The organism is Pseudomonas sp. Sample_14, assembly GCF_004307515.1.
In the GTDB taxonomy this organism is placed as follows: Bacteria; Pseudomonadota; Gammaproteobacteria; order Pseudomonadales; family Pseudomonadaceae; genus Aquipseudomonas; species Aquipseudomonas atacamensis.
In genome coordinates, this window is record NZ_RCOC01000055.1 from 1 (window position 1) to 19,469 (window position 19,469).

At 59.4% G+C, this 19,469-nt stretch carries 15 protein-coding genes; 8 read left to right on the forward strand and 7 right to left on the reverse strand.

Annotated elements, in window-relative coordinates; genetic code table 11:
* The first annotated feature begins 192 nt into the window (after window positions 1-192).
* Entirely contained in the window at window positions 193-1,362 is a 1,170-nt protein-coding gene (locus D8U61_RS12230) for an ATP-binding protein (RefSeq protein WP_130927014.1), read from the forward strand.
* 475 nt (window positions 1,363-1,837) lie between these two features.
* Here the strand turns inward: D8U61_RS12230 and D8U61_RS12235 are convergent, their stop codons facing one another.
* From D8U61_RS12235 to D8U61_RS12250, 4 genes are all read right to left on the reverse strand, one after another.
* The gene (locus D8U61_RS12235; RefSeq protein WP_125925668.1) at window positions 1,838-2,215 is read right to left on the reverse strand and encodes a hypothetical protein; all 378 of its coding nucleotides are present in this window, start codon (window positions 2,213-2,215) and stop codon (window positions 1,838-1,840) included.
* On the reverse strand, window positions 2,203-2,658 hold the full coding sequence (locus tag D8U61_RS12240) for a hypothetical protein (protein ID WP_125925667.1): 456 nt from the start codon (window positions 2,656-2,658) through the stop codon (window positions 2,203-2,205). The genes D8U61_RS12235 and D8U61_RS12240 overlap by 13 nt, the downstream gene beginning before the upstream one ends.
* Before the next feature lie 301 nt (window positions 2,659-2,959).
* Window positions 2,960-5,371, reverse strand: a complete 2,412-nt coding sequence (locus D8U61_RS12245; RefSeq protein WP_073473247.1) for a glucose/quinate/shikimate family membrane-bound PQQ-dependent dehydrogenase — start codon at window positions 5,369-5,371, stop codon at window positions 2,960-2,962.
* 217 nt (window positions 5,372-5,588) lie between these two features.
* Window positions 5,589-6,950, reverse strand: a complete 1,362-nt coding sequence (locus D8U61_RS12250) for a carbohydrate porin (protein WP_130927015.1) — start codon at window positions 6,948-6,950, stop codon at window positions 5,589-5,591.
* A gap of 299 nt (window positions 6,951-7,249) precedes the next feature.
* Here D8U61_RS12250 and D8U61_RS12255 point away from each other — a divergent pair, with 299 nt between their 5' ends.
* Together D8U61_RS12255 and D8U61_RS12260 are read left to right on the forward strand one after the other, a co-directional pair.
* Window positions 7,250-7,480, forward strand: coding sequence for a VF530 family protein (locus tag D8U61_RS12255; protein ID WP_016773359.1), 231 nt, complete (start codon window positions 7,250-7,252; stop codon window positions 7,478-7,480).
* 1 nt (window position 7,481) lies between these two features.
* Window positions 7,482-8,120: a Pr6Pr family membrane protein gene (locus tag D8U61_RS12260; protein WP_130927016.1), complete on the forward strand. Its 639-nt coding sequence runs from the start codon at window positions 7,482-7,484 to the stop codon at window positions 8,118-8,120.
* A 120-nt stretch (window positions 8,121-8,240) separates the two neighbouring features.
* Here D8U61_RS12260 and D8U61_RS12270 read toward each other — a convergent pair whose 3' ends face one another.
* Together D8U61_RS12270 and D8U61_RS12275 are read right to left on the reverse strand one after the other, a co-directional pair.
* Window positions 8,241-9,026, reverse strand: a complete 786-nt coding sequence (locus D8U61_RS12270; protein WP_130927017.1) for a siderophore-interacting protein — start codon at window positions 9,024-9,026, stop codon at window positions 8,241-8,243.
* A complete protein-coding gene (locus tag D8U61_RS12275) occupies window positions 9,023-9,598 on the reverse strand; it encodes a PadR family transcriptional regulator (RefSeq protein WP_016773362.1) in 576 nt (191 codons plus the stop codon). Before D8U61_RS12275 ends, D8U61_RS12270 begins: the two co-directional genes overlap by 4 nt.
* Window positions 9,599-10,094: 496 nt before the next feature.
* On the opposite strand from D8U61_RS12275, the gene D8U61_RS12280 reads away from it, so the two are divergent.
* The 5 genes from D8U61_RS12280 (at window position 10,095) to D8U61_RS12300 (ending at window position 15,907) form a co-directional block, all read left to right on the forward strand.
* Window positions 10,095-10,586 (forward strand): CS1 type fimbrial major subunit, encoded by a 492-nt coding sequence (locus tag D8U61_RS12280; RefSeq protein ID WP_024014183.1) that lies wholly within the window; start codon window positions 10,095-10,097, stop codon window positions 10,584-10,586.
* Between the two features lie 110 nt (window positions 10,587-10,696).
* Complete coding sequence (locus D8U61_RS12285; RefSeq protein ID WP_122752258.1) at window positions 10,697-13,219, forward strand: CS1-pili formation C-terminal domain-containing protein; 2,523 nt, start codon at window positions 10,697-10,699, stop codon at window positions 13,217-13,219.
* Between the two features lie 118 nt (window positions 13,220-13,337).
* Window positions 13,338-14,081 (forward strand): molecular chaperone, encoded by a 744-nt coding sequence (locus tag D8U61_RS12290; RefSeq protein WP_122611907.1) that lies wholly within the window; start codon window positions 13,338-13,340, stop codon window positions 14,079-14,081.
* Window positions 14,082-14,114: 33 nt separating this feature from the next.
* Complete coding sequence (locus D8U61_RS12295; protein ID WP_016773366.1) at window positions 14,115-14,615, forward strand: CS1 type fimbrial major subunit; 501 nt, start codon at window positions 14,115-14,117, stop codon at window positions 14,613-14,615.
* 47 nt (window positions 14,616-14,662) lie between these two features.
* Window positions 14,663-15,907, forward strand: coding sequence for a hypothetical protein (locus D8U61_RS12300; protein ID WP_125925660.1), 1,245 nt, complete (start codon window positions 14,663-14,665; stop codon window positions 15,905-15,907).
* 144 nt (window positions 15,908-16,051) lie between these two features.
* Here the strand turns inward: D8U61_RS12300 and D8U61_RS12305 are convergent, their stop codons facing one another.
* On the reverse strand, window positions 16,052-19,195 hold the full coding sequence (locus D8U61_RS12305; RefSeq protein WP_130927018.1) for a transglycosylase domain-containing protein: 3,144 nt from the start codon (window positions 19,193-19,195) through the stop codon (window positions 16,052-16,054).
* Window positions 19,196-19,469: the final 274 nt, after the last annotated feature.

Consider the following 19,469-nt stretch of genomic DNA (forward strand, 5'->3'; position numbering starts at 1 on the left):
CAATGGGGCGGGTGTGTTTCTGCGTTTGTGTTCAGGTTTGCAAAGTTTTTGACCTTGTTAACTTTGGCGGGCTTTGGGCGGTGGCGAGATCCTTCAGGTCGGCACGGGTGCCTATTGGAATCTAACAATGTCTGTGCATAAATAGCGAAAAACGCTAGTGTTGGTTAGCTTTAACTATTAAATGGTGTTGTGATGGATCCCTATCGTAATCCGTTCGCCCCCGGGGCTGGTTTTCCCCCACCTGAGCTTGCTGGCCGAGATGCTGTTCTCGGAATGGCTCGGATTTCCTGCGGCCGAGCAGTGAGGGGCAAACCTGCACGGTCGCTGATGCTCCTTGGCCTTCGTGGAGTCGGCAAGACGGTACTCCTGAATGAGATCGGCAATATCGCCAGACAAGAGGGGATGCTCGTTTCCCAGCTCGAAGCTCCGGAGAAAAATACACTTCCCACTCTTCTTTACCCTGAACTGCGACGCGTAATGCGTTCACTTTCCGGATTCGAAGGAGCAAAGCAAATTGCCAGCCGGGGTATGAGCGCCCTGCGCAATTTTGCCTCGATATTTAAAATCGACATCGGTGGCGTTGAGGTAGGCGTTGAGGGTGAAGAACCTGGGCTCGCTGATAGCGGCGATTTGCAACATGATCTTCCAGACCTGTTCGGTGTGATTGGCGAGGGCGCTAAAGCCGCTGGCAAGGGATGGGTGCTGCTCATCGACGAGGTTCAGTACCTCTCGGAAGGCGATCTGTCGGCACTTATCGTTGCGATGCATCGAATGGCCCAGCGCGGGTTGCCTGTGGTTTTGGTTGGGGCAGGACTACCACAGGTTGCCAAATTGGCTGGTGAGGCGAAGTCCTATGCAGAGCGACTTTTCCTCTACCCGCCTGTAGGCGCGCTGGACGAAGAAGCAGCAAAACTTGCTGTTCGAAAACCCGTCGAGGAGGAGGAGCAGACGATCGAAGACGCTGCCCTCCAAGCGATTGTCGCGCGAACGAGGGGCTATCCGTTTTTTCTGCAGGAATGGGGTTCCACTTCATGGGATGTTGCTGCCGGCCCCATGATCACGCTCGCTGATGTCGAACGCGCTTATCCAGAGACTATCGCCGGACTCGATGCCGGCTTCTTCAAGGTTCGTTATGACCGGCTTACCAAAGCCGAGATCCAGTTTGTGATGGCGATGGCCGCCCTTGGTGATGGGCCCTATCCTATGGCAGGTATCGCCAAGGTGATGGAGCGTGATCAATCATCGTTAGGCCCGGCCCGGGCCAATATCATTTCCAAAGGTATGATCTACAGCACCGACCATGGTTACCTTGATTTCACCGTTCCTCTTTTCGCGGAATACCTTCGCCGTCGTGGCGAATGAAAATCAGTGGTAGCGCCTTATGTAGTCAGCCGCCGAATTCTTTCCGAAAGTTCTGCCCCGCTTACCTGCCGGTACGCATGGATCAAGAGCATGGGCAGTACTCGATCTTGCGCTCATTGTGGAGCTGCCGAAGGCTGCGATCTTTTGATTTTGATTTTGTGTGGGAGCGAGCCTGCTCGCGAAGGCGGCCTGAATTTGACTAGGTTCCTGGAGTGAATGTAGGTTCTGACCAACGTTTGTATTGATGTCGTATATAGCCCGATCAGGATTCGGATTCGAGAAAGCTCATACCCGGGACGGTAATTTCACTATTGATTTTGATACGCAAGCTGATCATTACAAGATGTCTTTCCATGCGGTTGTTAATGATCCAGTCGCCGGCGACATAGACATTCTCGGGAGCTTTGACCTGCGTATGTAGTAGATATCCTGCAGCCTCGATGTATTGCAACCCGTGGCAGACGTCAGTCCTCTATCAATACGCTCCGCTCGGAGTGTTCCTCGTGCCTGAGGTGTATTGGCAACTGACGATCCTTGACTCGTTGTATCGATACAAGGCAGCCAGTCTGGATTTTTCGCAAACATCCATGACCTGCTCAAATTGCTCGGCAGTTGCCTCGACGCGCCACTGTAGCGTTTGGCCTGTCTGACAATTGGATGCGCCAGGCGTGATGTTCATGGATTTCAATTCATTGAGCGCTGCACTACAGTCTTTTGCCTGCTCTGCGTTATTGTCAGCCTGCGCAGGGATCCAGGCACTGAGTGCGAACATGGCAGCCGGCAGGGCGATACGCAGTTTCGAATAAAGGCTCATACAGAAGGTCCCCACAACCAGCGTTGTCAGATCGGCCACGTCAGTCCCTGAACCACAAAGAATCCATTGCAGGTGAGTTCCCGCGTGTCATTCGTGTGCTGTGCTTTGCCGGAAAATTTGTAATCTTTGAGGTCGTATCGGTACACCAAGTTACTGATTTGGGTTACCGCGATAATTGAAGAAGTTGTCGTTTCAAATTCATAGGGACGAGGATCGGCTCGATCTATGACAATCGTTTCTGAATAGCGCAAAGGGGAAGGATCCTGCGGGTAGCGAAGCGAGATGGAGATGATTCGCGCGCCCGACAAGCCGTCGTTGTGGCGAAAAGAAAAGTCGTATCCCCCTAATGCGTTGATGGAAATGGATGTGCTTGAAGTGCTGTAGCTGGTCAAGTCCAGATAATTACCGCTGATGGTGCCTTTGACATCAGTTTCAATAGAGCCGAACGCGAAGACGGCGTTGGGTACGTTTGGGTTTGCCATGAGAGCTGCCTCTGTATGATCCGAATAATGAAGAGGCAAGTCTGGGTAAAAGCGTGAACGCTGTGAACTGTAATACCTGACAGTTTTTTATTCTTGTTCGCGATAGTTATTCAGGCACAGCGCATTTTCCGAACGCTACCGACCCGCCTGTCGGAAAACTCCGGCGCATTGATCAGCGCCTGCAGGACGAACCTGTTCACAACCGCTTCCACAGGTTTATTCATTGCCTGCCAGGTTGCGCTCACAAAAAAAGGCGATGTCCCTCACGGAACATCGCCTTTTCATTACCGCCAGCTAACGCTTATTCCGGCAGCTTGTACGCAATGATGTAGTCACCCATCTTGGTGCCCAGCGAGCCGTGACCGCCAACAACGAGCAGCACGTATTGCTTGCCGTCCTTGCCGGTGTAGGTCATCGGAGTCGCTTGGCCGCCTGCTGGCAGGCGCGATTTCCACAGCTCTTTACCGGTATTCACGTCATAGGCGCGCAGGTACTGGTCGAGGGTGCCGCTGAGGAAGCCGACGCCGCCGGCGGTAACCATCGAGCCGCCCATGCTCGGTACGCCGAGGGTGAAGCCGATCGGGATTGGCGAGCTGTCGCGGCTGGTGCCGTTCTTGCGTTTCCACACGACTTTGCCGGTGGTCAGGTCGATACCGGCGACGTAGCCCCAGGCCGGGGCCTGGCACGGTACGCCCAGTGGCGACATGAACGGGTGCATGATCACCGCGTATGGCGCGCCGGTGTTCGGCTGCACGCCCGAGGTTTCGCTCTCGCGCTTGCTGCCGGCTTCGACTTGCTCGCGTGGGACCATTTTCGAGACGAAGGCCATGTAGTTCGGGCTGGTGAACAGCAGCTGGCGAACCGGATCGACCGAGACGCCGCCCCAGTTGAACACGCCGACGTTACCCGGATAGATCAGGCTGCCCTGTTCCGATGGCGGGGTGTATTGGCCTTCGTAACGCAGTTCCTTGAATTGGATACGGCACAGCATCTGGTCGAACGGGCTGGCGCCCCACATGGCTTTTTCGGTCAGTTCCGGGGCCAGCAGGTTGAGGTCCGAACGGGCCTGGGTCGGTGCGGTGTGGTCGCCTTTGACAGCGCCTTGCGGTACCGGGATTTCCTTGATCGGAATGATCGGCGTGCCGTCACGACGGTCGAGGACGTACAGGCTGCCCTGTTTGGTCGGGGCGATCAGCGCAGGTTTCACGCCGTCGGCGGTTTTCATGTCGAGCAGGGTAGGCTGGCTGCCGACGTCCATGTCCCACAGGTCATGGTGGGTGAACTGGTAGTTCCAGCGCACTTTACCGGTGGCCAGGTCCAGGGCAACGAGGCCGGCGCTGAATTTCTCGGCGCCCGGGGTGCGATTTCCGCCCCATTGGTCAGGGGTCTGGTTGCCCAGTGGCAGGTAGACCATGCCGAGTTTTTCATCGACGCTGGCCAGCGACCACATGTTCGCCGAGTTGCGGCTGTAGGTTTCGCCCGGGGCCAGAGGCTCAGTGGCGTCCGGCTTGTCGCTGTCCCAGTTCCACACCAGGTGACCGTCGCGCACGTCGAAGGCGCGGATCACGCCCGATGGCTCATTGGTCGATTCGTTGTCGGTAACGTGACCGCCCATGATCACCAGATCACGGGTAATCGCCGCTGGCGAGGTGGAGTAATAGCCACCAGCGGTGAACGGGCCGATGCCTTGGGTCAGGTCGACCACGCCGTTGGTGCCGAAGCCTTCGCAGATCTTGCCGGTGTCGGCGTTCAACGCAATCAGGCGGGCATCAGCGGTTGGCAGGTACAGACGACGCGGGCAGGCCTGAGCAACGGCCTGGCCGGCTTCGGAGATGACAGCGGAACCGGCGTTTTCAGACTTGGCATAGGCGGCTTCGTCGTAATACGAAACGCCACGGCAAGTCATGTGGGCGAAGCCCTTGAAGCCGACCGGGCTCTTGATCTGTGGATCGAAGCGCCAGATTTCCTTGCCGGTGTCCGGGTCCAGCGCCAGCACTTTGCTGTGCGCGGTGCAGGCGTAGACCATGCCGTTGGCTTTGAGCGGGGTGTTTTCGTTGGTCAGCTCGACCGGGTCATCGGCAGTTGGCAGGTCGCCGGTCTGGATGCGCCAGGCTTCCTGCAACTTACCGACGTTTTCCGGGGTGATCTGCTTGAGCGGCGAGTAGCGGTCACCGAACTCGGTGCGACCGTACGCTTGCCAGTCGCCATCCGGCATGGCCGGTGCGGTGCTGGTCATGTCCGCGCTGTCGCGGCCCAGTTCGCCGAAGGTTTCGCCCGGGTGGGTGAAGAGGCTGGCCAGAGCGGTAACGCCGGCCAGGATCACAGCGACGGTCAGGCCGCCAGTGCCGATTTTCGCCGGGCCGTTGAGCAGCAGCGGACGACGGAACCATGGCAGCAGCATCACGAAGCCGAGGACAAACCACAGCGCCAGACGCGGCACCAGTTGCCACCAGTCCAGACCGACTTCCCACAATGCCCACACCGTGCTGGCAAACAGCACGATGGCGTACAGGCCCAGCGCCGCGCGGCGGCGCATCAGCAGCAGAATGCCGCTCAGGGCGATGCCGATACCGGCCAGCAGATAGTAAAGCGAGCCGCCGAGCATGCTCAGCTTGACTCCCCCGGCCAGCATGGCCAGGCCCATCAGTAGAAGCAGGATGCCGAGCAGGCCCGGTAGCAGACGGCCCCGACTCGAAGCACTTTCGGTGCTCATAGTGTGATTCTCCGTGACGTTTATGTAGTCCCGCGCTGTAGTCACTTTAGATGACGATTTGGCGCAGGCATGGTTCAGATAAAAACTTGTTCGGCTAACGAAATGCATTCCTGTGGGAGCGAGCCTGCTCGCGAAAGCGGTGTATCAGGCAACGCTGCAGCGACTGACAGGCCGCCTTCGCGAGCAGGCTCGCTCCCACAGGGGGTAGCGGTGATCTTTAGAACGACGACTGGATCTTGATCCCGCCGATCAGGGCGTCGTCGACGTCGTTCACGCCACCGGGGTGGCGGATGTATTGCAGGTTCGGGCGTACGGTCAGCCAGTTGGTCACGTGCACGCCGTAATACAGCTCGGCGCTGTATTCGGTGTCCTGCGGTGGCAGGAACGCCGGATTGTCGTAGTCGTAGACAGCATTGGCGCGGTTAGTCATTTCGGCGTTCTTGCGATAGGCCGGGTTGACGTGCACACGAGCGAGGGCAAAACCGATGTCGTCCTTGGCGCGGGCATCGAACGGACCTTTGTAGGTCAGGCCGGCCTGCACGTAGTTGTCGATGGCGTTGGTTTTCTTGTCATGCATCGTCGCGTTGGCGAACAGGCTCAAACCGCGCGAGTGGTCGCTGGCGATGCTGGTGACCTGCTGCTGCACGCCCAGCCATACGCCGTGCTTGCTCGACGCGCTGCGGTAGGCTTCGCCGCTCAGCGCTGCCGGTTGGTCATTGCGGTCTTTATATACGTCAGAAGCCTTGGCATTGCTGTAGTAGTAACCGGCGCGGTATTCGCCCGGCAGGCCGTTGAGCTTCGGCGTCCACACCAGTTCGACCGGCAGGATCGCGCCCTGGGTGCCGCTGCCGCTGAGTTTGAAACCGTTGCCGCGATCGAGGTTCGACGGGTTCTGCTCGTAGGCGCCGATCTGCGCATACAGCTCGGGCGTCAGGTGATATTTGACCCGCAGCGCCCACTGGCTGACCGGCCAGTTGTACCAGATGCCGCCGACCCAGTTGCCGACCTGCGAGCCGCAGAAAGCGAGGTTCTGGAAGTCACAAGGGAAGCTGTTGAAGTCTTCGCCTTCGCCGAAGCGGCCGACCTTGATGTCGAGTTTCTGATCGAAGAATTTCTGCTGGTACCACATCTGCGTCAGGCGCGTGGTCTGGCCACGGCCCCAGACTTCCTGGGCGGAAGTGAAGCCGCCAACGCGTGGATCGTTGATGCGGTCGTTGCTGATGTTGTTGCCGCTGCGTTTGGTGATGGTCAGTTGAAATTCGGCGTCGTTCCAACCGAGGATCTTCTGCAGATCCAGATGGGTGCCGAGGCCGAACTGGTCGCTGTAGCGGGCAGTGCGGTCGTGGTCGTAACCGCCGTGCAGGTTGCTGCCCATTTCGCCGGTGTAATCGAGTTTGAAGTCGTAGCCTTTTTCCGCAAGTTCTGTGCGCGTGCCGTTCCAGTCACCGAGCATGTACGGTGATTCACTGTCGAAGGCCGGCGCCGCGTGGGCACAGGTCGCCAAGCCAAGGGCGGTGCAGCCGCCAAGGGTGCGCAGGACAGAGATAGCGCTGTCTCGGGAGAAGGAAAAGTCAGGCATGAAGAAGTCTTTTTTTGATGTTTTTCGAGTGCAGGCCGAGCGCTTCAGATTGTCGCAGGCAGTGAAGCGTTTCAGCGGAAGGGCGGCAGGATAATGATCTGTAACAAATTGAGAAAGCGCTTTTGCAGACATGCAGCGTTTCGGATTCGGTAACAGTGCGGCAAACGGGCGCATTGTGAGTCGGGCCACAGCCTGCGATCTTCCCGGGTTGGCCTACATTTGAAGACAGGCCTTCCACCCGCTCTGCCCCTCGGCTAAGGTGCGCGGCTTCTGCATATCACTTCGCCCAAAGGCCCGGCATGAACGAACAATCCCCCGATCCGCTGCACGGCGTGACCCTCGAACAGATCCTCAACGCACTGGTGACTCACTACGAGTGGTCGGGTCTGGCCGAGCGTATCGATATCCGTTGCTTCAAAAGCGATCCGAGCATCAAATCGAGCCTGACCTTCCTGCGTAAAACCCCGTGGGCGCGGGAAAAGGTCGAGCGCCTGTACGTGAAGCTGATGCGCACCAAGCGACCGCTCTAAGATGGACAGCGCGAGGCGCCGACGCCTGATCACCGGCCTGGCCGTGCTGGGCTGGGCCGGATTGACGATTCAGCTGTACCTGATCTTCTTCGCACGATTGAGCATCGGCGCCAGCCTGCTGGGCGGGCTGGTGAGTTTCTTCAGCTACTTCACCATATTGACCAACACCCTGGTGGCGACGGTGCTGACCTGCGCGGTCGCCGAGCGCGAATCCGCCGCGCGGCGCTGGTTTCTGCAACCGTGGGTCAGCAGCGGGATCGCGGTGAGCATCGCCGTCGTCGGTCTGGCCTACAGCATCCTGCTGCGGCACTTGTGGCACCCCGAAGGCTGGCAGTTTGTTGCCGATGAGTTGCTCCACGACGTCATGCCATTGCTGTTTCTTGGCTATTGGTGGTGCTGCGTCCCCAAAGGCACGTTGCGCTTGTGGCACTTGCCGCTGTGGCTGATCTATCCGCTGGTGTATTTCATCTACGCCTTGCTGCGCGGGCATCTGCTTGGCGCCTATGCGTATCCGTTCATTGATGTGGCGGTGTTGGGATATCCACAGGTGCTGGCGAATGCCGGGGGGATATTGGTGGGGTTTGTGTTGGTGGGTCTGCTGATTATCGGTCTCGACCGCAGATTGTCCGCACGAAGTTGATATCCAGTGTGGGAGCGAGCTTGCTCGCGAATGCGGTGTATCAGTTTGCATGGATGTTGACTGACACACCGCTTTCGCGAGCAAGCTCGTTCCCACAGGGGAATTGTGGTCAGAGGAAAATCACTCCTCGTCAGAGCCTTCCGCGCGCCAGTAGCCGACAGCCTTGATGAACTGTTCATCGAGCCCATGCTCATCGATCAGCACCCGGCGGATCTGCCGTGAGACCTTGGTCTCGGTCGCCACCCACGCGTACAGATTGCCCTTGGGCACCTGTAATTGCTTGACGGTAGCCAGCAGGTTGTCCTTGCCACCTTCACGCAGCACCCAGATCACATTGAACTGCGCCGCGCTTTCCAGCACTTGCTGCTCGGCACCGTTTTCCACTTCGATCACCACGAGTGCCCGGCGATTTGCCGCCAGACCTTCGAGGCGGCGGGCGATGGCGGGGAGGGCGGTTTCGTCGCCGATCAGCAGGTAGCTGTCAAAGATGTCCGGCACGATCATCGAACCGCGTGGCCCGCCGATATGCAGGAACTGCCCCGGTTGCGCCTGCTCGGCCCAGGTCGAGGCAGGGCCGTCGCCGTGCAGGACGAAATCGATGTCCAGCTCCATTTTTTCCAGATCGTAACGACGCGGCGTGTAGTCGCGCATCTCGGGCATCGGCCCGTTGTCCTTGCCGGCGCCGAGTTGCAGGGTTTCCAGCGCGGCGGCCTGTTCGGCGTTCTGCGGGAACAGCAGTTTGACGTGATCGTCCGTGCCCAGGCTGATGAACCCGGCCAGTTCCGGCCCGCCGAGGGTGATGCGGCGCATGCGCGGGGTCAGGTCGGTGACGCGCAGCACTTCAAGCTTGCGCCGTTTGATTTCGTGCATCACGCGGTGAATGGTTTGAGTATCGACTGCAGTCATTCGGCTTTCTCCGTGGCAGGTTGAACGGCAGGGCCGTCGACGATGGCTTTGGCGGTGTCGTTGAGCAGGTCGCGCACGCGCAGGATTTCCTCGGCGCTCCAGCGCCCGTGGTGCAGTTGCAGGGCATGACGCAGGTTGTGCACCGCTTCGTGGATTTCCGGCGGGCGATCATGGCCGCGCAGCGAGCGCTTGCTGACGTCGATGCGCATGCGGACGCCGTCGAGCGCCACCGCTTGTTCACTTAAAGACAAACGACCGGCGTCGGTGACGCTGTAACGCTTTTTGCCGGCCTCGGCATCACCGGCGATCAGGTCGCTTTCTTCCAGAAAGGTCAGGGTCGGGTAGATCACCCCGGGGCTGGGGCTGTAGGCGCCGTCGAACATGCCTTCGATCTGGCGGATCAGGTCGTAACCGTGGCAGGGCTGCTCGGCGATCAGCGCCAGCAACAGCAATTTCAAGTCGCCGGGGGCAAAGACTCGCGGGCCGCGGCCGCCGCGTTCGCGACCGGGGCGCTTCTCGAAGCCGTCGCGGCCATCGCCATGCTCGCGGTGGGGGGAATGATGGTCTCTCATTTCGCTTCTCTCTCGTCGTATTTAGATACAACTTAAGATATATCTTAAGCGCTGTGCAAGACGTTTTTAGCCTCTGGCGCCGCTCGACGGACGAGCGGTCGGCGTGAAAAAAGCCACAAAACTCTTCCCGATCAAAAAATAAAAAGGGGTGACCTTAAAGTTAAAGTTATCGCTCTAGTTGTGCTTGAGTATATATTCTAATTTATCGCAAGTTGCCGCGTTAAAGCGGCTAAGTTGCTGTATGGTTTTTTGCCTGTAACTGTGTGTAGGGCGCAACTTACAGCGAATGTTGCAAGTATCTGTTTTTTGTTCTTTTTTCTGGCGGGGTGTGGGGTTGTTTAACTACGAGTTTGTCGGAAGTTGCCTGCTTACATTCCAGAGGCAACAGTCGATGATGCCGGGCATTGAAAGTTCAAGTTGCTTCAGCGGTCGACGAGCAAAAGGTTTATGAACTTTCAATGACACCCCCTTATATAAAGCAAACAGGTACTGAACGATGTTCAAGAAAATCGCAATCGCTGCTCCACTGGCTCTTCTGGCAATGTCCTCCACGGCCTTCGCGGCGAATGAAGCGTCGCACTCCATCAGTCTTGTCGCCACAGTGCCAACCACCAGCTTCTATGTGGTGCCGGTCGACCCTGATCTGGTCAACAAAGACCAGGACATGAGCTACAACCCTGCCACCGGCAAGATGACCGAGGTCAAAGGTTACTTTGACGTACGTAACACTGACGGCTCCGTTCACGCCAGCCTCAATGGCATCCCTATGCTGCAATCGGGTGTCGATCAGATTGCCCTGGACGTTGAATTCAACGGCAAGATTCTTACCCAAGTGCCACAAATGGTTGTGGGTGAAGATGAATCCGACAGTACCTACCGCGCATTGCTGAAAATCGCTCCGCGTGCCAGCTCCACATACGCGCCGGGTGATTACACCGGAACTATTGCAATGGTTTTCGATGCGGTACCTCCGGTCGGTTCGCGCTGATCGCATGATCGCCTGCTAGACGCCCACCTTCGCCGTGGGTTTGACCGCGGGGCAAACATCCGTGTTTGCCCCGACGGACTTTCATTGTCTGAAAATCAGAGTACGAGTTCATGTTCCCGATGACACCCATCGCGGCTGCGCTTGCGCTGTTGTTCTGTGCCAGCGCAGTCATGGCTTCCGACGCCACCGGTACCACGCCACGCAGTTTGCTGGCGCAGGCCAAAGGCTTGCCGGCGGATTTCGAGGAGCATTTCTTTGATGTACCGCTGGCGGTGCGGGTCGAAGTCGATCAGCAGCCGCTGGGCGAAGCCATGGTGGTGCTGTCGCGAGATGACCGCATCACGCTTCTCGAATTCACCGATACCAGCGAAAACCGCTTTGGCCCGGCCGAGCGGGAAAAGTGGGCGAGCTACCTCAAACCCGGTGTGCCTCTGGGCGCGTGCCGCGGTTCGTGTCCCGATCAGTTTCTGGCGGTGCACTACAACCTGCAAAGTTCGCTGGTTTCGATCCTCACTGAAAATGCCGAGCGCGATGTTCAGGCCAAGCGTTATTACGAGCAACCCGACGGCGGCAGTCGTGGCCTGATGGTGCGCAATCAACTCAATCTCAATGGCGGCCAGGATCAGGATCTGGGTGGGCGCTTCGGCCTGGAAGCCAGTTCCAGTCTGGGCAACTGGAGCCAGACCCTCAACCTGCAAATGGCCCGGCTCGGCGGTCCTGATACCAAGCTGTATCACGCCGTGCATGAACTGCACACCCAGCGCGAACTGCAAGGCAGTTTCTTTCGCCTGGGCTATTTCACCCCCAATTCCGAAGGGCTGATGCGTCAGCCGCGCACGTTCGGCACCAGCCCCGACACCGCTGTAGGCCTCATGTATGGCAGCTCCGACAGCCTGGCGATCAACACGCCGATGCCGAGCGTGTATCCGATCTACGTGACCGCCAATCGTCAGGGGGCGGTGGAAATCTGGCGCAATGGTTTGCTGATCAACACGCAATCGGTGCCCGCCGGTCTGCAGTCGCTCGATACGCGGCCGCTGCCGGGTGGCATTTACGAGGTGGAGGTTCGCCTGATCGAGGACGGCCAGATCACCTCCACCACGCAGGAACTGGTCTACAAGCCGAGCAACTGGCGCAACCTCGATGAGCGCTGGCGCTACAACGTATTTGCCGGCGAAGAAAGCAAACTGTTGAGTAACTGGGACAAGCAAAGCAGTGGCAGCCCGACCGCCGGTGCATCGCTCAACTATCTGTTGCATCCGCGGGTGATTCTCGGCGCTTCGGCGCGGCAGATTCGCGAAAAGCTGCAGTACGGCACATCCATCGACTGGACGCTGGCCAACCACCTCAGCCTGTATGCCAATGTCTACAAGACCGAGGATTACGGCACCGGTCTGGATCTGCAAAGCCTTTACAACTACGGCGCGGGCAGTCTGGTGATCAGCCACAACCGCAGCTGGCTCGACACCACCAACACCTACGAAACGCTGCCCGACGGCACACGCGTTCGTCCGCGTAACGTGTTCGTCGGCCAGACCAGCAATTCATCGCTGGCGCTCAATCATCGGGTGAGCAGCAAGAGTTCGGTCAATGCCCGGGTTTCGCACAGCGAAGGCAATGTCGAAGGCATGGGCCTGGATCTGGGTTGGACCCAGCGCACGGTGCTGCTGGGCAGTGATGCCAGTTGGCGCCTGTCGGTCTTTGATCGTCCGGGCAGTTTCAGCAGCGGCGATGCGCGCAATCGCGGGATCGATCTGAGCATCAATCTGGCGCTCGGCGCGCCCGGTCAACAGCTCACCGGCAGCATCGGCTCACGCACCGCCCGTGATGGCAAGCGCGACAACAACGCCTCGCTCGGCTGGCGCAAGGATTTCAAGGATCACGTGCTGCAAAGCGTCTCGGTCACGGCGCTCACCGATACCTACGGCCTCGGCATGTCGAGCCTGGCCAATTTCCGCACCGATGCGGTCAACGGCGATGGCTTTATTCAACGCTCGTCCTACAACGGCAATTTCACCGGCGGCCTCAACCTCGACAGCACGCTGGTGGTCGGTGGCGAGCAGATGCTCATGACCAATCACAGCGAAGTGCGCGGCGCCGGGATGATCGTCGATGTCGAATCGGACATCGACGACATCGTCCTGCGCGCGGACGACTATAGCGGGAGCAGCGCTGCCTTGAAGCCGGGGCGCAATTTCATCCCGATCACGGCCTATCAGAACAGCTCCGTGAGCTTCGACTTCGAGGGCAACAACGTGCCCGCAGCGACCATCGAGCCGGCGCGCACTCGCTATCACCTGAACAAGGGCGGGGTGGAGTACCGCAAGATCCGTGTGATGAAAACCCTGACAGTGCTCGGTCGCCTGATCGATGAAGCAGGGCAGCCGCTCAAGGGCCATCATGTGATCAACCATGCCAGCCGTGGCGTCACCGAGGTCGACGGGTTCTTTTCAATGGAGATGAACGCCGGTTCGCCGACCCTCGAAATCCGTCGCGATAATCGCTTGCTGTGTCAGTTCCGCCTCGATGCCAACCAGTACCGCAGTGAAAACAACGTCCTGATGATAGGCGATCTGCGCTGCACGCCAGACACCGTGGCCGACGTCGGTGTCACCGCGCAGAAGGCGGGCTGAACCGATGATCAAGTCCACATTTGGGCGACACGCGCACCAGCAATATCAGCGCTATCCGGGAAGCCGACGTATGAACGTGCGCGCCGGTGCCTTGTTCCTTTTTCATGGAGTTGAAGTGATGAACCGTGGTTTTTTGCTGGGCGTGCTCAGCGTGTTTTGCCTGACGGCGCAGGCCGGGCCGCAGATCAATGTCGGTACGGTGTACGACTATATGGATGGCGACAAGAGCACCTATCTGAAACGGGTGTTCAACAGCGGGGATGCCACCGCGTTCGTCAAGGTAAACGTTCTGGAGATTGTCTACGACGCCGACGGCACGCCGAAGGAAATCCCGGTTGAGAACGCTGCCGACGGCGCTTCGCGCAACGGCCTGATGGCCAGCCCGGCGCGGCTGATCGTCCCGGCCGAGGGCATGCAGGGCACCCGCTTGCTGTACATGGGTGAACGCGATCGCGAGCGTTACTTCCGCGTGCGCTTCGTGCCGGTGGTGCCGGAAAAGGAAGACGAGTTCGCTGTCAGCCAGGAAGAACGGGAAGACTACAAAAAGGCACTGACGGCCGGGGTCAACGTGATGACCGGTTTCGGCACGGTGTTCTTCGTACGGCCCAGGGAAACCCGGTTTGCCACGACGATCAATGAAACCGACAGCCGCTACGAACTGCGCAATGACGGCAACACCGTGGTGATTGTCGACGAGTTCAGAGACTGCTCGTTGAGCGACGAAACCGACTGCGGTGTGACCACCAAACACCATGTGCTGGCGGGCAAGACGTTCGCTTTCGACAAGGAGAAGGGCCGTGGGTACCGCTTCTTCCTGATCGAAGGCAGCGAGAAGAAGAACCTGACGGTCAGCAGCCGCTAGGTCTGCTTTTCATTGACGCAACGGGTAACCAACATGATCAAGCAATGCACCGTCGTCGCGCTGATAGCCGCGGCGGCTCTGGCCAGCGATGCGGCCTGGGCGGCTCGGGAAGCACACACGTTCGAAGTGACAGTGGAAGTGCCGAACCGATCGTTCTACATCATTCCCGCGGTGCCGGACTGGATTCACCGACCGCAGCGGCTCGACTGGAATCACTCGACCTCAAGCCTGAGCAGTGTGCGCAAGTACTTTGATGTGCGTCACGACACCAGTGCGATTGAAGCGCGGCTGGAGTCCGCGCCCTACCTTTCGAACGGTCGGCCGGCAGACGATATCAGTCTGCGCGTGACCTTTAACAAGGTGGAGCTGAGCGCCGAGATGGCGCCGCGCGAGGTGGTGTCGCAGGCCGAGGCCGCTGCGGGGACACGGGTGCTGCTGCAGATCGACCCGATCAGCCCGGAGGGCGGCTACCGCCCCGGGGATTACGCCGGCAACGTGCTGTTGCTGTTCAGTGCCCGAGCGCCCGGCGAGTGAGATGGCTCGCGCAATGCTGGTATCGAAGTATTTTCTGGAGACCACCCATGATTTTTTCTAGCGCCCCGGGCATCCGCCCATGGATCGGATTGCTGTTGACGTTGTTCAGCGCTGCGGCAGTGGCCGAAGTGCACAACATTGATGCCACCTTCGAGCCGGACTTTGCCAATCCGCAAAAAAATCAGTTCAAGAATCAGACCCCATCCCAGGGGTTCTGCCGTCAGGTACCGGCAACGTGCGAGTCTTTGGGGCTGTTCAGCCTGATCGCGCAAATTCCGTTCGCCGCCAATGCACCGATTCAGGCCAACCACGCCGATCCGCGCCAGGGTGGCATGGCCAAAGTGCCGTCCGACTGGAGGACTGTTTCGGTGACCAACGCTGCCGGTGATAGCCACGTTGTCGAGGTGAGAATCGCCGGTGTTGGTCACGAGGCGGGCTTCCCGTTGTCGGTCGTCGAGCTGACCGGAGGCGGCTGGTGGGATGACTTGTGGGAGGGCGGCGGCTGGGTCTACGCTCCGCCACCATGTCTGAGTGTCGGTACCCATACAGCGGGATATCATGGTTACAACAGCTTCTGGAGAGTTCCGGAAGGGGCGGGGGTCTGCGCCAAGAAAGCTCTGTTCGATATCCCGCTTGGCATGAGCTATCAATATTTCGTCTTTGCCTACGAACTGCGCACGCCGGATCCGCTGAAAATGGATGCTGGCGACTACACCGGTGCCATTACCTACACCGTCGGTCCGAACATGGATTTCGACATGGGCGATGTGATGATCCCGAACGACTCGATTCTGACCCTCAATTTCAATTTGAGGGTTACGCACACCATGAAGGTCGATATTCCTCCCGGCGGCAACCGCGTGGCGCTGCAACCGGTGGGCGGTTGGCAGTCGTGGCTGAACGAGGGCCGCAAGCCGACCCGGCTGATGCGTGACCAGACGTTCAATATCTCGGCCTCGAGCCGCTTCAAGATGAACATCGAGTGCCAGTACGTCTTCGGCAACGACTGCTTGATACGGGAATCGGGCACCGGCCATGTGGTACCACTGGAAGTCAGCGTCAGCCTGCCCAACGGGCTGACCGATGGCGCCGGACAAGCGGTCAATCGCCGGCGATTGCTGATCGATGGCACGGGCACCGAGTTGTTTCAGCCGAGCTTTTATCTGGACCGCAAGGTGGGCACGCTGCATTTCGAAGTGGCCCGCGATGCGGTGGAAAGAATGATCAGGGAAGGGGAAGCGCGCACCTATTCGGGCAATGTCACGGTGATCTGGGATTCAGAGGTAGGTTAAGCGCGATTCCGGTCAAGCAGCCCATGTGAGTCTGGCTGCGTTCAGACGCTCGATCGGGCCCCAGCGTCTTGCGCGGCTGCACGGGGCCAGCCTGGCAGGACTCCTCGCGGTCTTTGCGACAGAAGCAAGAGCAGTAATGCGCTGTCATCCGGACAGGATTGCCAACTGCGCCGGCCCGGTGGTAACCACGGGGGGATTTTCCGCCGGACGACATTGCGAGTCACTGCCCGGTTGCAGATACGGCGTGAGAATCGGCGCCATGCCCTTGAGCACTTGCGTGGGCAGGGCCGAGGTGAACTTGAAGTTCTCTGCCGAGCGACCTGGGACGAACGCGGTCAGCGTGCCGAAATGGTGATCGCCGATGTAGAACACGAAGGTCGCCGTGCGGTTGATCGACTTCGAACTGATGATCCGCCCGCCAGACCCGATCGCCGCAATGCGGTTGTCGCCGGTGCCGGTCTTGCCGCCCATGGCCAGCGGCGTGCCGTCGGGCAATTTGAAACTGCCCGACAACCGTTTGGCGGTACCGGCATCGACCACTTGCGACAACGCCTCGCGCATGGCTCTGGCCACTTCCACCGGCATCACGCGTTTACCCACGTGCGGGTCGTTGACCAGTCTGGTTTCGTACGGCGTATCGGCGGCGAAATGCAGGCTGTCGATGCGCAGCGTCGGCATGCGTACGCCGTCATTGAGAATGGTGCCGATCAGCTCGGCGAGCGCGGCGGGACGGTCGCCGGAACTGCCGATGGCGGTGGCCAGTGACGGCACCAGGTGATCGAACGGGTAGCCGACTTTTTGCCAGCGCTGATGAATGTCGAGGAACGCTTCGATCTCGAGCATGGTGCGAATGCGGCTGTCGCGCGCGCCTTTGTGCCGGCTCTTGAACAGCCAGCTGTAGACTTCCTGGCGCTCGAAATGGCTGGCCTTGACGATCTCGCTGAAGGTAGCTTCCGGGTGATGCAGCAGATAACCCATCATCCACAGATCCAGCGGATGCACCTTGGCGATGAAGCCCTGATCAGGCAAATCGTAACTGCCTGGCCCATAGGCATCGTAGAGGCGGATCAGGCGGTCATCGGTGAGTTTCTCCTTGAGCTTGGCGCCTTTGAGGTGGGCGCGAACAAAGCTGTTGAAGTCTTCCTGGCTGGCATCCGGCAACAGATAACGGTGCACCGCCGCCATGCGAATCGGCGTCGGGCGGATGCTGTCGAGGAAAGTTTCCAGGCGCGCCTGGGTGTCCTTGTTCTTGTACTTCTTCCAGAACTTGAGCAGGAACGAGGTGCCTTCGCGGTCGGCGAAACTGGCCAGGTATTCCTGGCGGCGGGGGTCGCGGTCATCCTTGAGCAATTCGCCATTGGGGCCTGAGTAGGTGGTGTAACGGACGATGTCGCGCATCAGCCGAATGAACGGCAGGTTGATCGACTCGCGCAGTGAATCGCGCAGTGTCGGCAGGCGACCGTTGTCCTCTTTGCGGAAGTTGTTGAATCTGTGCAGGCCGCCGCCGGTGAAAAACGCCTCGCCCGGGCTGGCCGAGTATTTGCGATCGAGCGCGGCGCCGAGCAGCTTCGACAGATCGTGATCCTTGTTCTGGATCAGGTAGTCGATGACCCAGCGGCTGAGGCGGTCCTGATCCGGTACCTCAACTTTCTTCAGTTCTGGCCCGCTCATCGCGCCGTATTTGTCGTGCAGCTCGGCGACGATTTGCAGGTACGTGGTCAGCACACGCATTTTCGCCGTCGAGCCGAGTTCAAGCTTGCTGCCTTCGTTGATGTCGAACGGCTGATCAGTGCTGTCGGTCTGTACGCGCACCCGCGAGCCGTCCGGGGTCAGTTCGAAGAGGGTGAAGCTGTAGCGCACTTGCGTGGTGCTGGTCGGCGTCAGCAGGCGTTCGCCGAGCAGGCCGATCTCTGCTGCGTAGGCCGGATCGGCGAGTTTTTTCAGATAAGCCGTGGCCTGCGTTTGCAGGTCGCCCTGCAGGGTGCTGGTGGCTGACAGGTCGAGACGATCGAGGTCGTAAAGCGGCCGGTTGAGCATGCTTGCCAGGCGGCTGCGGGCAACGCTGATGCCTTTGTTGGTTTCAATCGGCTGCATCGTTGGCTGGGTCTGCCAGTCGCGGTAGGACACGGTGCTTGCCAGCGCGGCGTCGGCCAGAGCGCTGTCGATCACGCCGTTCTGCTTGAGCAGGCGCAGGTGGCTGTCGGTGAGGCTCGCCAATTCCTCGCGGCCCTTGGTCAGGTAATGCGAAGGACGGCGCTGGGCGATCATCAGCGAGAGCATTTCACGCAAGGCCAGGCCTTTGGCGGCCATGGTCTGCGGATCGGTCTTCGGGCTGTTCAGTTGCTCGTTGGCCTTGTTGAAATCACTGCCGTACCAGACTCGCAAACCTTCGGCCATGCCGTGCACTTCACCGTGGCCGGGTACCGCCGAGAGCGGCACGCTGTTGAGATAGTCGCGCACGATGTTCTGCCGCGAACCGAGGGTCTGCGGGCCATCCTGATAGGCGCGCACGCTGGCGGAAACCATCTGGCGGATCTTCTCCGCGCCCGACACGGTCAGGCCATCGGGCGAGTGGCGATACTTTTCCAGTTGCGTTGCCAGGGTACTGCCGCCGGCCGATTGCCCGGGCAGGCGCAGCAGTTTCGCCACTTGCGACCACGCCGCCATGCCGAAGCGCGGCCAGTCGACCGCCGGGTTGGCCAGCGGTTGTTTCGGGTCGAGGAGAAAGCGGTTTTCGATGAACAGCAAACTGCTGACCACTACCGGCGGAATCGCCGCGAAGTCGGCATAAAGTTGCTGCGGATAGTTGTATCGATACAGCGGCGCGCCTCGGCAATCGGTGATCGACAGCCCGGCCTGAATCTTTTCCGAATACGGCACGAACAGGCCTTTGTCGGTGTAACCGAGCAGGGCAGGGGAGAAGCGTGTCTGCTCGGTGATCACGTAATTGCGCTTGAGCAGGCGCGGGAGGAATTCGTCCAGAGAGCTGTAACCCAGGCGCAGATCGAACGGCCCGTTGCCCGGATAACGAATCGCTTCGCTGGGGCCGGGTTCAAGTTTGTAGGTCAGCGAAGCGGCGTACTGGCTCAGCTCCTGCGCCTGGAAACGCGAGGTGCGCATTTCCTTGGACGCAGCGAGTCCCACCACCACCGCAATGATCAAAAACAGCAACCAGAAAGCCTTCCACCCGTGCCGGTTGCGACGGGGTTTTTCAGGGACAGGCGCTTCATTCACACGTTCAGTCTGAACCACGGTTTTACTCGAATCGGTTTGCCACAAAGCGCCCATAGTCGACTGATCCATTCACGCAGATTGATCGGACTTGTCTGAAGCTTAGACGGTGGTTGAAGCCGGTGAAAAAAATGTGAAGAGCGGAGCCGGCGCTTTGTCTGAATAAAACTGGAACAAACACTGTGGCGAGGGGATTCATCCCCGCTGGGCCGCGAAGCGGCACCAAAACCTGCCACCACGGTTTCTACAGGCACACCGCGTGTAAGAAAGTTGCGCCTGCTGCGCAGCCGAGCGGGGACTCCCTGTGGCGAGGGGATTCATCCCCGCTGGG

What these genes read in the sequence shown, in the direction of transcription:
- D8U61_RS12230 (WP_130927014.1), top strand. Translation starts at nt 193, where the DNA reads ATGGATCCCTATCGTAATCCGTTCGCCCCCGGGGCTGGTTTTCCCCCA.
- D8U61_RS12240 (WP_125925667.1), bottom strand. Translation starts at nt 2,658, where the DNA reads ATGGCAAACCCAAACGTACCCAACGCCGTCTTCGCGTTCGGCTCTATT.
- D8U61_RS12245 (WP_073473247.1), bottom strand. Translation starts at nt 5,371, where the DNA reads ATGAGCACCGAAAGTGCTTCGAGTCGGGGCCGTCTGCTACCGGGCCTG.
- D8U61_RS12250 (WP_130927015.1), bottom strand. Translation starts at nt 6,950, where the DNA reads ATGCCTGACTTTTCCTTCTCCCGAGACAGCGCTATCTCTGTCCTGCGC.
- D8U61_RS12255 (WP_016773359.1), top strand. Translation starts at nt 7,250, where the DNA reads ATGAACGAACAATCCCCCGATCCGCTGCACGGCGTGACCCTCGAACAG.
- D8U61_RS12260 (WP_130927016.1), top strand. Translation starts at nt 7,482, where the DNA reads ATGGACAGCGCGAGGCGCCGACGCCTGATCACCGGCCTGGCCGTGCTG.
- D8U61_RS12270 (WP_130927017.1), bottom strand. Translation starts at nt 9,026, where the DNA reads ATGACTGCAGTCGATACTCAAACCATTCACCGCGTGATGCACGAAATC.
- D8U61_RS12275 (WP_016773362.1), bottom strand. Translation starts at nt 9,598, where the DNA reads ATGAGAGACCATCATTCCCCCCACCGCGAGCATGGCGATGGCCGCGAC.
- D8U61_RS12280 (WP_024014183.1), top strand. Translation starts at nt 10,095, where the DNA reads ATGTTCAAGAAAATCGCAATCGCTGCTCCACTGGCTCTTCTGGCAATG.
- D8U61_RS12285 (WP_122752258.1), top strand. Translation starts at nt 10,697, where the DNA reads ATGTTCCCGATGACACCCATCGCGGCTGCGCTTGCGCTGTTGTTCTGT.
- D8U61_RS12290 (WP_122611907.1), top strand. Translation starts at nt 13,338, where the DNA reads ATGAACCGTGGTTTTTTGCTGGGCGTGCTCAGCGTGTTTTGCCTGACG.
- D8U61_RS12295 (WP_016773366.1), top strand. Translation starts at nt 14,115, where the DNA reads ATGATCAAGCAATGCACCGTCGTCGCGCTGATAGCCGCGGCGGCTCTG.
- D8U61_RS12300 (WP_125925660.1), top strand. Translation starts at nt 14,663, where the DNA reads ATGATTTTTTCTAGCGCCCCGGGCATCCGCCCATGGATCGGATTGCTG.
- D8U61_RS12305 (WP_130927018.1), bottom strand. Translation starts at nt 19,195, where the DNA reads ATGGGCGCTTTGTGGCAAACCGATTCGAGTAAAACCGTGGTTCAGACT.